Origin of the sequence: Streptomyces sp. NPDC019937, assembly GCF_040631655.1 — a bacterium.
In the GTDB taxonomy this organism is placed as follows: domain Bacteria; phylum Actinomycetota; class Actinomycetes; order Streptomycetales; family Streptomycetaceae; genus Streptomyces.
Genome location: NZ_JBEYAL010000007.1, coordinates 89,191 through 101,398 on the forward strand (window position 1 = coordinate 89,191; position 12,208 = coordinate 101,398).

At 72.3% G+C, this 12,208-nt stretch carries 9 protein-coding genes and 1 riboswitch; of the genes, 4 read left to right on the forward strand and 5 right to left on the reverse strand.

Annotated elements, in window-relative coordinates:
* The first annotated feature begins 84 nt into the window (after positions 1-84).
* Both ABZ562_RS08800 and ABZ562_RS08805 read left to right on the forward strand, forming a co-directional pair.
* Positions 85-438: a hypothetical protein gene (locus tag ABZ562_RS08800; protein WP_361475709.1), complete on the forward strand. Its 354-nt coding sequence runs from the start codon at positions 85-87 to the stop codon at positions 436-438.
* Positions 439-598: 160 nt separating this feature from the next.
* Positions 599-1,324, forward strand: a complete 726-nt coding sequence (locus tag ABZ562_RS08805) for a L,D-transpeptidase (protein ID WP_361475711.1) — start codon at positions 599-601, stop codon at positions 1,322-1,324.
* 74 nt (positions 1,325-1,398) lie between these two features.
* Here ABZ562_RS08805 and ABZ562_RS08810 read toward each other — a convergent pair whose 3' ends face one another.
* Positions 1,399-2,580 (reverse strand): NlpC/P60 family protein, encoded by a 1,182-nt coding sequence (locus tag ABZ562_RS08810; protein ID WP_361475713.1) that lies wholly within the window; start codon positions 2,578-2,580, stop codon positions 1,399-1,401.
* A 7-nt stretch (positions 2,581-2,587) separates the two neighbouring features.
* Positions 2,588-2,781: riboswitch (cyclic di-AMP (ydaO/yuaA leader) on the reverse strand.
* A gap of 251 nt (positions 2,782-3,032) precedes the next feature.
* Here ABZ562_RS08810 and pcrA point away from each other — a divergent pair.
* On the forward strand, positions 3,033-5,540 hold the full coding sequence (gene pcrA / locus ABZ562_RS08815; protein ID WP_361475715.1) for a DNA helicase PcrA: 2,508 nt from the start codon (positions 3,033-3,035) through the stop codon (positions 5,538-5,540).
* 23 nt (positions 5,541-5,563) lie between these two features.
* On the opposite strand, the gene ABZ562_RS08820 is transcribed toward pcrA, so the two are convergent.
* Together ABZ562_RS08820 and ABZ562_RS08825 are read right to left on the reverse strand one after the other, a co-directional pair.
* On the reverse strand, positions 5,564-7,204 hold the full coding sequence (locus ABZ562_RS08820; RefSeq protein ID WP_361475717.1) for a M23 family metallopeptidase: 1,641 nt from the start codon (positions 7,202-7,204) through the stop codon (positions 5,564-5,566).
* A 184-nt stretch (positions 7,205-7,388) separates the two neighbouring features.
* Complete coding sequence (locus tag ABZ562_RS08825; RefSeq protein WP_361475719.1) at positions 7,389-8,165, reverse strand: alpha/beta fold hydrolase; 777 nt, start codon at positions 8,163-8,165, stop codon at positions 7,389-7,391.
* A gap of 307 nt (positions 8,166-8,472) precedes the next feature.
* Here ABZ562_RS08825 and ABZ562_RS08830 point away from each other — a divergent pair, with 307 nt between their 5' ends.
* Positions 8,473-8,883 (forward strand): cobalamin B12-binding domain-containing protein, encoded by a 411-nt coding sequence (locus ABZ562_RS08830; protein WP_055546766.1) that lies wholly within the window; start codon positions 8,473-8,475, stop codon positions 8,881-8,883.
* 95 nt (positions 8,884-8,978) lie between these two features.
* Here the strand turns inward: ABZ562_RS08830 and ABZ562_RS08835 are convergent, their stop codons facing one another.
* Both ABZ562_RS08835 and ABZ562_RS08840 read right to left on the reverse strand, forming a co-directional pair.
* On the reverse strand, positions 8,979-10,598 hold the full coding sequence (locus ABZ562_RS08835) for a DUF5691 domain-containing protein (protein WP_361475721.1): 1,620 nt from the start codon (positions 10,596-10,598) through the stop codon (positions 8,979-8,981).
* Positions 10,595-12,097: an SWIM zinc finger family protein gene (locus ABZ562_RS08840; protein WP_361475723.1), complete on the reverse strand. Its 1,503-nt coding sequence runs from the start codon at positions 12,095-12,097 to the stop codon at positions 10,595-10,597. Before ABZ562_RS08840 ends, ABZ562_RS08835 begins: the two co-directional genes overlap by 4 nt.
* Positions 12,098-12,208 lie beyond the last annotated feature (111 nt).

Consider the following 12,208-nt stretch of genomic DNA (forward strand, 5'->3'; position numbering starts at 1 on the left):
GATCGGGGCGGCTGTGACCGATGTGCCGATCGGGGCCCACCCGGGTGACTGGCGGTGATATGCGCGGGGCTAGTCTCCGGTGCCATGGACGTACTCATCAATGTGTTCGTCGGCCTGCACATCGTCGGCATCGCCGCCCTGCTGGGGGGCTTCCTCTCCCAGCTCACGGCGATGCGCGGGGGCGGCGCGCGGATGACGCCGGGCATGCTGCACGGCGCCCTGACCATGCTGGTCACGGGCGCCGCACTGGTCGGGCTGAACCAGGCCGACGATCAGACCGTCAACTCGGTCAAGATCGGCGTCAAGCTGGCGCTGCTGGTCGTGATCCTGGGCCTGGTGTATGTGAAGCGGGACGAGGAGAAGGTGGAGCCCGCGCTGTTCGGGACGGTCGGCGCGCTGACGACGGTGAACATCTTCATCGCCGTCCTCTGGACCTGACCCCTGGACCTGACCCCGGCACCCGCCCTCCCTCCCGCGTCGCTGCTGGGCCAACCGGGGGCGGGAAGGGGCGGAATGGGGGAAATCGCACCCGTAAGCGCAACCCGACGCGCTCTTCGACTGTCTTACCCGTCAAGGGCAAGCCCGGAGGGAGCGCGCAATGGGGGTAAAGGCAGGGTTCGGGGCGTGGCGGGCATGGCGCCGCCGTACGGCGGTCGCCTTGGGCATGGCGGGCATGGTGGTGCCGCTGTCCGTCGCACTCGGTACGGCACCGGCGCAGGCGGCGACGTCGTGTACGGCGAGCACCGGTCCGTATCAGAAGCAGGTCGAGCGATTCCTCGGCCGTCCCGTCGACGGCCGGCAGTCCTCGGGGGACTGCCGCGCGACGCGGAGTTTCCAGATCAACCACGGCATCAGCCCGACCATCGGCTACGCGGGCCCCGTCACCTGGGGCGTCATGAAGCTGATCAACGCGCAGCAGGCGGCGGGGCGCAACCCCAACGCGGCGCGCAAGTGCCCCACCAACAAGGGCCGCATCGCCTGCGTCGACCTCACCCGGCAGCTCAGCTGGGTGCAGGACGGTTCGCGGCTGGTGTTCGGGCCGGTGCCGGTGCGTACCGGGCGGGACAAGTACGAGACCCGCACCGGGCTGAAGAAGGTCTACTGGCGGGACATAGACCACTGGTCGACGCTGTACCACGTGGCCATGCCGTACAGCCAGTTCTTCGACGGCGGCCAGGCCTTCCACTCCATCGCCGGAAGCGTATGGTCGCCGCCCGGCTCCCACGGCTGCGTCAACATGCGGTCCGGCGACGCGAAGAAGTACTGGAGCCTGCTGCGGAACGGCGACGACGTGTACGTGTACGGGCGTAAGCCGGGCACGTGATCGCGTGATCACGTGACGCGGAAGCGCCGCGGCTGCCCGATCGCGCATCGGGCAGCCGCGGCGTCTCCTGCCTGTCATGCGGGCCGGACGCTCCCGTAGATCGGCATCTCGGTGATCGGCGCCTTCTTGACCACATCTCCGGGCTTCGGGGCGTGGATCATCATGCCGTTGCCGATGTAGAGGCCGACGTGGCTGATGTCGTCGTAGAAGAAGACGAGATCACCGGGCTTGAGGTCGGAGGTCGAGACGCGCGTACCGGCCTTCACCTGGTCCCACGTGGTGCGCGGCAGCGAGACACCGGCGGTCCTCCAGGCGGCTTGGGTGAGCCCTGAGCAGTCATAGGAGTTGGGGCCGGTCGCGCCCCAGACGTACGGCTTGCCGAGCTGGGACTCCGCGAAGTCGATGGCCTTGGCCGCCTTGGTGCTGTTCGTGGAGGTGGAGGAGCCGCTGCCGGAGCCACTGCCGGAAGAGGAGCTTCCGCTCGACTGCTGCTCCTGCTGCTGCTCCTGCTTCTGCTGGGCCGCGGCCTGCCGCTGCTTCTCGGCCAGCTCGGCCGCCTTGCGCCGGGCCTCCTCGGCCTTCTTCTTCTCGATCGCCGCCAGCCGCGCCTTCTCCTTGGCGGTCAGGCTCGCCAGCAGCCGGCGGGCCTGGGACAGCTTGTCCTGGACGGACTTCTTCTTGGTCTTCAGCTCTTTCTGGGTCTCGGTCAGCGACGCCAGGCTCTTGGCGGCTTCCCCGCGCTCCTTGGCGGCCTTCGCCGCCTGCGTCTGGAAGTCGTCGACGGCTCTCTTCTGCGAACCGGCCATCCGGCTCATCAGATGGGACTGGTCGAAGAGGTCCTGCGGGTCGTTGGAGAACAGCAGGCTCGCGGCGCTCGAGGTCATGCCGCCGTCGCGGTACTGGGCCGCGGCGTAGGTGCCGAGCGTGCGGCGGGCCTCGTTGAGCTTCTCGGTGTTCTCGGCGACATCGGCCAGCAGCCGGTTGACCTTGGTGCGCTGCCGCTCGGAGCGCTCCTTGGCGGCGTTGTAGTGCTGGGTGGCGGATTCCGCCTGGTGGTAGAGCGTGTCCACCTTCTCCTTGACCGCCTCGATCGACTGCGTGGTGCCGGGCTTCGGGTCGCCCGGGGCGGCGTTCGCGGTCTGGGAGAGGAGGGTGACGGAGGCGAGGGCGGCGGTGGTGAATCCGACGGCGGTACGGCGCCCGGTGGAGGCGGCGGCGGTGGGTATTCGGGTCCGCGGCTTGCGGTGCGACGCCAAGGGAGGCGACTCCTTCCGTGGACCGCCTACCGGGTTAGCTGTCGGGTTCGGGCGGTTCGGAAGGTTGCCCTACGGCCGTGCGCGGGCGGCCGGCGCGTCGTGACGCCGTACCGCTGCTCGGGCCGATTCACCCCGGTGTTGCGTTGTGGGTCCCCGGCTCCGGGCGCCTTGCGACGTGGCCGGACTCGGCGGAGGCCGCCCGGGCCGGCGCGGTTCGCCGACGGGTGTACGGGCCGCCTGGGGGAGGACGGTAGCCAACTCGTGGTGCTCCTGTGAAGGCTGGTGGTCGTTTTGCCCGAAACCGTTTCGTGACATCCCTACGCAGTCCATGCGTAGGCTGTCAGTGTGGCGCCTAGGGGGTGCCGTCCGGACCAGGCCGGATCGGCGAGCGTGCGTGCCAGGGCCCGCGAGCCCGGCATGGTCCGGATGGCACCCCCTAAACTCGGTGAGCGATGAGCAGCCTCTTTGACGACAGCTTCCTGGCGGATCTCGGGCCTCCGGGCGAGGAGCCCCCGCCGCCCGAGGATTCCGCGCACCCGGATCCCGCCGGCGGTTCAGGCGGCGAGGACGTGCCGCACCACCTCTTCAGCGGTGCCTTCGACGCGCCGGTGCCGAGCGGGGGGACCAGAGAGGCGTACTACCGGGACGGCGCGGCCCGCCCGGCCGTCGACCCGGCGGCGCTGCTGGAGGGGCTGAACGAGCAGCAGCGGGCCGCCGTGGAGCACACGGGCTCGCCGCTGCTGATCGTCGCGGGGGCCGGGTCCGGCAAGACCCGGGTGCTCACCCACCGCATCGCGTACCTGCTCGGCACCCGCCACGTGCACCCCGGGCAGATCCTCGCCATCACCTTCACCAACAAGGCGGCGGGGGAGATGAAGGAGCGGGTCGAGGAGCTGGTCGGCCCGCGGGCGAACGCGATGTGGGTGATGACGTTCCACAGCGCGTGCGTGCGCATCCTGCGCCGCGAGTCGAAGAAGCTGGGCTTCACCTCATCGTTCTCGATCTACGACGCCGCCGACTCGAAGCGGCTGATGGCGCTGGTGTGCCGGGATCTCGACCTGGACCCGAAGAAGTTCCCGCCGAAGTCGTTCAGCGCCAAGATCTCCAACTTGAAGAACGAGCTGATCGACGAGGAGACCTTCGCGGGGCAGGCGGCGGACGGCTTCGAGAAGACGCTCGCCGAGGCGTACGCGATGTACCAGTCGAGGCTGCGCGAGGCCAACGCCCTCGACTTCGACGACATCATCATGACCACGGTCAATCTGCTCCAGGCGTTCCCGGACGTCGCCGAGCACTACCGCCGCCGCTTCCGGCACGTCCTGGTCGACGAGTACCAGGACACCAACCACGCTCAGTACACGCTGGTGCGCGAGCTGGTGGGCACCGGCACGGATGAGCAGGATGCCGGGGAGCTGTGCGTCGTGGGCGACGCCGACCAGTCGATCTACGCGTTCCGGGGCGCCACGATCCGTAACATCCTCCAGTTCGAGGAGGACTATCCGGACGCGCGGACGATCCTGCTGGAGCAGAACTACCGCTCCACCCAGACCATCCTGAGCGCCGCCAACGCCGTCATCGAGCGCAACGAGAACCGCCGCCCGAAGAACCTGTGGACCGAGGCCGGCACCGGCGCCACCATCACCGGCTACGTCGCCGACACCGAGCACGACGAGGCCCAGTTCGTCGCCGACGAGATCGACCGGCTGACGGACGCGGGGGACGCCAAGGCCGGGGACGTCGCGGTGTTCTACCGCACCAACGCCCAGTCCCGTGTCTTCGAGGAAGTCTTCATCCGGGTCGGGCTGCCGTACAAGGTCGTCGGCGGGGTCCGCTTCTACGAGCGCAAGGAGGTCCGCGACGTCCTCGCGTACCTGCGCGTGCTGGCCAACCCCGAGGACGCCGTACCGCTGCGCCGCATCATGAACGTGCCCAAGCGCGGCATCGGCGACCGCGCCGAAGCGATGATCGACGCGCTCGCGGCGCGCGAGAAGATCACCTTCCCGCAGGCGCTGCGCCGCGTCGACGAGGCGTACGGCATGGCGGCCCGCTCGGCGAACGCGGTCAAGCGGTTCAACGCGCTCATGGAGGAACTGCGGACCATCGTGGAGTCGGGCGCGGGCCCGGCGACCGTCCTGGAGGCCGTGCTGGAGCGCACCGGCTATCTGGCGGAGCTGCAGGCGTCCACCGACCCGCAGGACGAGACCCGTATCGAAAACCTCCAGGAGCTGGCCTCGGTGGCCCTGGAGTTCGAGCAGGACCGGGGCGAGGAGAACCCCGGCACGCTCGCGGACTTCCTGGAGCAGGTCGCGCTCGTCGCCGACTCCGACCAGATCCCCGACGAGGACGAGGAGGGCGCCGGGGTCATCACCCTGATGACGCTCCACACGGCCAAGGGGCTGGAGTTCCCGGTCGTCTTCCTCAGCGGCATGGAGGACGGGGTCTTCCCGCACATGCGCGCGCTCGGCCAGACCAAGGAGCTGGAGGAGGAGCGGCGGCTGGCGTACGTGGGGATCACGCGCGCCCGCGAGCGGCTGTATCTGTCCCGGTCGACGATGCGCAGCGCGTGGGGCCAGCCCGCGTACAACCCGCCGTCCCGCTTCCTGGAGGAGATCCCCGACCAGTACGTGCGGTGGCGGCGCACCGGGCCCGCGACCCCGTCGGCGTCGATGGGCGCCATGTCGGGCTCCGGGGCGGGCTCGGGGCTGTCGTCGGGGTTCTCGTCGTCGCGCTCCCGGGCTGGATCCTCTGTGTCCTCCGCGTCCGGCTTCGCGACGCGGCGGGCCAAGGACCGTCCGGTGGTCTCCCTGGCCATCGGGGACCGGGTGACGCACGACTCGTTCGGGCTCGGCACCGTGGTGGCGGTGAAGGGCACCGGGGACAACGCGGAGGCGACGATCGACTTCGGCGGTGAGAAGCCGAAGCGGCTGCTGCTGCGGTACGCGCCGGTCGAAAAGCTCTAGCTTTAAGGGCGGGGCCGGTCAGGTCAGTTGGGGTCGAGGCCGTGGCTGCGCAGCCACGGCTGCGGATCCACGGCCGCCCCGCCGCCCGGATGCACCTCGAAGTGCAGGTGCGGGCCGGTGGAGTTGCCGGAATTGCCCGAGTAGGCCATGACGTCCCCGGCCTTGACCGTCCCGGAGCGGATCTTGGTGCTGCTGAGGTGGCAGTACCAGGTCTCCGTACCGTCGGGAGCGGTCAATATGACCATGTTGCCGTAGGCGTCGTTCCACTGGGTGCGCACGGTGCCGTCGGTCGCCGCCATGACGGGCGTGCCCTGGCTGACCGGGAAGTCGATCCCGGTGTGCAGGGACATCCAGTTGATGCCCGCCTGGCCGAAGCCGGCGCTCAGTCCGTGCTGCTTGACCGGCAGCGCGAACTTCGGCCGCATCGCCTCCTTGCGCGCCGCCTCCTCCGCCTTGCGCTTCTTCTCGGCGGCCTGGCGCGCCTTGAGGTCGATCCGCTCCTGGGTGCGGCTGGCGCGCTCCCGGAAGTCGTTGACGCCGTCGTCGACCCCGGCGAGCCGGGTGTCCATCTCGCTGTTGGCGACGGAGGCCTTGACGGGCTGCGCGTCGGGGACCGCCTGTGTGGTCGTGTCGTCCTTCGTGTCGCTGGACATGCCGCTCACGGAAGCGGCGGCCACGGCGGTGACGCCGAGCGCGCAGACGGACGGGACGGCGACGGTGAGGAGCGCGGAGCGCTTGGGGCGGGAGGGCGCGGTGCGGCGGCGGGCGCGGCCGCCGGAGCGGGTGGCGGTGGCGGCGGGCGGCGGGGTGATGTCGGCGGCGGGTTCGGGGTCGGGGTGGGGTTCCGGTTCCGCCTCGGCCACGGCTTCGAAGACCGCGGTGTGCGCGGTGTCCTCGGTGTGCGCCGTGTGCTCGGCGTGCTCGGCGTACTGCGTTTCGTCGACGGTGGCGTAGGCCGAGGTGTCCCAGAACTGGGTCTGCCCGGTGTCGACGCCGGAGGTGTCGTACGCGGCGTGCTGGCTGATGACCTCGTACTGCCCCGAGACGTCGTACTGGCCCGTGTCGAAGTGGCCCGTATCGAACTGTCCGGTGTCGAACTGCCCCGTGTCGTACTGGCCGGTGTCGTACTGGCCCGTGTCGTACTGGCCGGTGGTGTCGTACTGGCCGGTGTCGTACTGGCCCGCGTCGAGCTGCCCCGTGGCGGCGTCGCCGTACTGCCCGGTGGTGTCGTACGCGCCCGTGTCCCACTGGTGGGACTGCGCACCCCAGGCGTCGGCGTCCCAGTGGCCGCCGGTGTCGTCCTGCCGCTGGGTGGGTACATCGGAGGGCAGCTGATGACCGGAGGCGGCCCACATCGCGGTGGTGTCGTAGGCGCCGGTGTCGTACGCGCCGCCGTCGCTCCACTGGGGCGCGTCGTACTGGCCGCTGTGCCCGCCGTTGGGGTCGCCGCCCTGGCCGTCCCCGTAGCCGCCGGGAAGGGAGCCGAAGAGAGGATCGGGCTCGTCGTACGCGGCGAGGTTGGCGAAGCTGCCGGTGGGGTACCCGTCGTACCCGGCGTAACCGTGCGCTGTGTCCTGGTGCTGGCCGTAGGCCTCGTCGTAGGAATACGAGGCGTCTGGAGCGGGGACGGTCGGGGTTGCCCCCGACGGGTGACGGTCGTTCACCACCAACTTCTCTTTCGCCTCGGCTGCAGGAGAATTAGCGGCGACTGTACCCGGCGGTACGCGGAAGCGACAATCTTCAGCAAGTTTTGAGCAGCGCGGGAAAGGGCATTTGGACCTCTTTCGGTTGACTGTGCGCCCACTCTTGGCCCGGCGTTCGACGGTTGTTCGGCAATTTTCGGCCGTATCAAGCGACCGAGAAGGCACCCGAAGTGTCCGCCCGCGTGGCATCGGCGGCGTCCAGGGCCTCCCGGATCCCGGTGGCGACGGCCGAGCGGACCGGTAGGGCGAGATGTCCCACCCCGCTGACCTTGATGTTGCGAAAGATCAGATCCGGATGGTCTATGCGGGCGACTTCCGCCGGGATCATCAACTGATCCACATCACTCCAGAAAGAAACGAAACGCGTACGGCATTCGGGGGCAGGCTGCCTCAACTCCGTTATCACCTCGGAGTCCGGGCACATCTGACGCACGAGCGGATGTGCGGACAACAAGGGCGCGACGCGGGTGCCGGAGTGCGGGGTGCCCAGCGTGACCAGGGAGTGCACCCGTGCGTCGCCGCCCAGCCGCTGGACGTAGTACCGCGCGATCAGCCCGCCCAGGCTGTGGCCCACGATGTCCACCTGACGGTGGCCGGTGCGGGCGCTGACGTCCTCCACGTGGCGGGCCAGCAGCGCGGCGGCGGTGCGGAGGTCGCAGGTCAGGGGGGAGTAGTTGAGGGCCTCGACATGCTGGCGGCCGTGGCGGAGGAGGGAGCGGCGCAGCAGCACGAAGACGGAACGGTTGTCGATGAAGCCGTGGAGGAGCAGCACGGGACGGTGTCCTCGGAGGTCGGGCGGGGGCGTGGCGGGCGGACGCTCCTGCCGGAGGCCGGTGGGGTAGAGGAGGAGGTGCCCGGCGAGGATCGCCAGATCGAGAGCGAGGGCCCGGGCCCTCTTGTGCTGTGCGTGGACGAGGCCCATGACGACCGCCCCCTTGTGCCCGTGCGTCGGGGCAGCCGTGACTGCGGCCGTGCCGTGGCAGACCGCGCCGCCGCACCGCGCCGCCATGCCCATGCCATGCCGTCGTCCATACGGCTGCCGGGCGGCGCTGCGCGGTGCGACGGTCCCCGCTGCGGCTCCCCTTGGTGGTCGACCCGAGGTCGAAGACGTTCCGGGTGTGATTTCCCCCTCCCTGCGCATCGCGAAACTGCCGGGTAGGGGATGCTTGCGGGAAGCTGGAGATAACGTTCGTTCACGCGGATGAGCGCACTAGGGCTTGGAGGCTGCGATGGGTGTGACCGGTCCGATCCGTGTGGTGGTGGCCAAACCGGGGCTCGACGGCCATGACCGCGGCGCGAAGGTCATCGCGCGAGCGCTGCGCGACGCGGGCATGGAAGTCATCTACACCGGCCTCCACCAGACCCCCGAGCAGATCGTCGACACCGCGATCCAGGAGGACGCCGACGCGATCGGCCTCTCGATCCTCTCCGGTGCCCATATGACCCTGTTCGCCAAGGTGCTGGAGCTGCTGCGGGAGCGCGAGGCGGAGGACATCAAGGTCTTCGGCGGCGGCATCATCCCCGACGCGGACATCCCCCCGCTGAAGGAACAGGGCGTGGCGGAGATCTTCACCCCGGGCGCGACGACGACGTCGATCGTCGACTGGGTCCGCCAGAACGTCCGCCCCGTAGCCGCCTGACCGCCACGCCCGGCCGCTGCCCGCGCACCGGGCCGCGACACCGCTGCCGGTGGTCCGGGGCGGAGGTCCGGTTGCGGGGAGGGGAGGGGCGGGGGTCAGCCGCCGGTCAGCTCGGACCACATGACCGCCCGCAACCTCAGCGTCCCCACCAACCGCTGGAACGCCTCCGACCAGTACCCACCGGCCCCCGGCGCCGCGCCCTCCGGTTCGTCCGGGAGGGCGGTCAGCACCTCCAGGCGGTCCGCTTGGGCCGGGTCGAGGCAGCGCTCGGCCAGGCCCATGACCCCGCTGAAGCTCCACGGGTAGCTGCCCGCGTCCCGCGCGATGTCCAGCGCGTCCACGACCGCACTGCCCAGCGGCTCGGCCCACGGCACCGCGCACACCCCCAGCAGCCGGAACGCGTCGGACAGCCCGTGGGAGGCGATGAAGTCGGCGACCCACTGGGCCCGTTCCGCCGCGGGCAGGGCGGACAGCAGCTTCGCCGGGTCCCGCCAAGCGGCGGCGGCGGGAGGCGCGCCCGGAGTGCCGAGGAGCGCGCGGGACCACTCCGCGCTCCGCTGCCGCACGGCGGCCCGGCACCAGGCCGCGTGCAGGTCCGCCTTCCAGCCGTCCGCGACCGGCAGGGCGACGATCCGGTCCGCGTCCAGCCCCCCGAACCACTCGGACCAGCGGGCCAGTGGCGTGGCCTCCACCAGTTGGCCCAGCCACCAGGACCGTTCCCCCCGGCCGGACGGCGGCTTGGGCACGACGCCGTCGCGCTGCATCCCGCTGTCGCACCGCGCAGGCGGGGCGACGGTGATCTGCCCGGTGTCCGGGGGCAGGGAGACGCAGCGCGCGGACCGCTCCGCCATCCGCGCGGCGAACGCGGAGTCGGGCAGCGCGGCCAGCAGTTCGGCGGCGGTCGCCCGGACGTTGCGGCTGCGGTCGGACAGCGCCTGCTCCAGAAAGGGTTCGTCCGTAGGCACGAGGTCGTCGCGGAGCGAGTCCAGGAACATCAGCCGGTCTTCGGCCCGCTCGGTGGACCAGGTGCCGCTGAGGAGGGCCAGCCCGGCCGCCGGGTCGTGGTGGCGGGTCCGGGCCAGCAGCGACACCCGCTCGGCGAACAGCCCCTCCTCCCACTGCCGCCGCGCCTCGGCGTCGGACGCGGCGGCCCCGCCCGGCCCGGACGCGGGGGCCGCGCCCCGCCCGGGCGGCCCGCCCCGCAGCGCGAACTTCCAGTCCGGGTTGAGCCGGGCGAGCCACAGCGCCCGGGGTCCGCCGAGGGTGAGCGCCTCGGGCCGCAGGTCGGTACGGGCGCGGGCCGCGTCGAGCAGGGTGGGGAGCAGGGCGTCGGGCGCGCGATAGCCGTACTGGTTGGCGAGGGCGAGCCACTGGGGCAGCAGCTCGGCCAGGTCGGGGGCGGAACGCGGCCTGCTGCGCCCGGGGGACGAGCGGTCGGCGAGCAGCATCGCCAGCCGGCTGCGGGCGGCGGGCGGGAGCGCCGGGCGCGGATCCTCGGGCGCGGGCTCCGGGCTCGGCCGGGCGGGGGCGGGGCGCAGCCCGGCCCGCCGCCGTACGGTGCTGAGCGCGGCGGCGTCCAGCAGGGCGGACGCCGCGTCCTGCCCGGGCCGCGCGGCGACGGGCGGGGTGCGGCGCTCGGTGCCGAGCAGGGCGGCGGCGACGAGGTCGTCCCACGCCACGGGCGCGGTGGTGGCGCTGGAGCTGGTGCTGGTCAACGCGTGCCTCCGTACGACGTCGGGCGGGTGCCGAGGGCGAGCGGGACGGGTTCCGGATCCCAGGTGGTGAGGGGCGTGATGCCGCGGTGCCCGCACGTGCCGAAGACGGTGACGGGGCGGCCGCCCGATATCGCGGTGAGCTGCCACAGGTTCGTACGGCCGAGGCACCTCGGGTCGACGGGGAGCGCGGTCCCGGCGGCCTCGTCCGCCAACTGCCATCCGTCGGCACCGGGGACGGGCGTGACGCCGGAGAGCACGACGGGCCAGTCCTCCAGCCAGGGGTCGGCGCTCAGCGCCTCGCCGTAGGCGGCGAGCGCCGCGTCGATGCCGCCGCCGTCGGGCGCCCCGGCGGCCGCCGGGGCTTCGGCGGCCGCGGCCGCCGCGGTGGGTGGATAGCGGGTGCCCAGCGCGGCCCGCAGCGGACGCGTGCCCGGGTAGTAGACGAGGTCCGCGTCGAGCACGAGACCGGGCGGCAGCGCCGGATCGGGCGATCGGCCCGCCGCGCCGAAGGACAGCAGCAGCGCCATCCGGCCCGTGGTCCGGCCGCGGAGCCAGATCCGCCGGGTGGTGAGCTTGCCGTCCTCGCTGTCCTGGCCGCCCAGGACGAGCCAGTGGTCCCGGACCGGCTGCCCGTGCGCGAGCAGTTCGGCCACCGGCGTCGTGACGCCGACCCGTGAGCGCGTGGTGGCGGCCAGCTCCTCCGGCAGGCTGTCGAGGTGGAGGAAGCCCTGGTTGAGGAGGTGTGTCAGGGCGCATTCCTCCAGCAGGCGGGCGGGCCAGCCGGGGCCGGAGGAGGGGATGGCGCCCCATTCCCGCACCCGTGCCCCGAGGCCGGGGGCCTGGGCGTCGACCATGCGGGCGGCCGTCTCGTCCCACGCCCCATATCCGGCGTGGTCGGCCGTGGCCAGACCGTCACGCAGCAGGTCCGCCAGCCGCTGCTCCAGCTCCGTGGCGCCCGCCGCGATGCGCTGGCCGCGCCGCTCGGCACGCCGCCGCACCGCGACCGGATCGGCACCCCCGCCCGCGGTGCCCGCGGCCCCCGCGCCGCTCGTGGCCCCCGCACTGCCGGTGCCACCCGACGGGCTCGGGCTGCCCGTGCCGCCCGCGGCGCCCGCCGGGACCCCGCCCGGGCCGCCGGTGCCGCCCGCAGCGGCCTGACTGCTGGTACTGCCCGTGCCGCCCCCGCCCGGCCCGCTCGCGCTGCCTGTGTCGCCCGTGCGGCCCCTGCCGCCTGTGCCGCTCGCGCTGCCTGCATCGCCCGCGGCGACCCCGCCCGGGCCGCCGGTGCCGCCCGCGCGGCCCGTGGCGCTCGCGTCGCCCGCGCCGCCGCCGGATCCGGAGCCGCCCGTGCTGCTTGCGCTGCCCGCGCCCCCGCGCCCGCCCCCGGCGGCCTCCGCGCGCCGTGCGCGCTCGCCGAGCCGCTGCTCGGCCCGCTCGGGCGGCTCCGAGCCCTCCGGCAGCACCTGTTCCGCCGTCCGGCGTTCCCCCTGCGGATTCATGTCTGCGACGGTACGACCACCCACTGACAATCGCCCTGACCTGCGGGTCAGTTGACGCCGGGTTCGTTGTCAGTGGCGTGGTGCACAGTGAATGACGCGTCCGGGAGCGGA

Coding starts and splice junctions, on each gene's coding strand:
- ABZ562_RS08825 (WP_361475719.1), bottom strand. CDS start 8,165: ATGGGCCTCGTCCACGCACAGCACAAGAGGGCCCGGGCCCTCGCTCTC.
- ABZ562_RS08840 (WP_361475723.1), bottom strand. CDS start 12,097: ATGAATCCGCAGGGGGAACGCCGGACGGCGGAACAGGTGCTGCCGGAG.
- ABZ562_RS08805 (WP_361475711.1), top strand. CDS start 599: ATGGGGGTAAAGGCAGGGTTCGGGGCGTGGCGGGCATGGCGCCGCCGT.
- ABZ562_RS08800 (WP_361475709.1), top strand. CDS start 85: ATGGACGTACTCATCAATGTGTTCGTCGGCCTGCACATCGTCGGCATC.
- ABZ562_RS08830 (WP_055546766.1), top strand. CDS start 8,473: ATGGGTGTGACCGGTCCGATCCGTGTGGTGGTGGCCAAACCGGGGCTC.
- pcrA (WP_361475715.1), top strand. CDS start 3,033: ATGAGCAGCCTCTTTGACGACAGCTTCCTGGCGGATCTCGGGCCTCCG.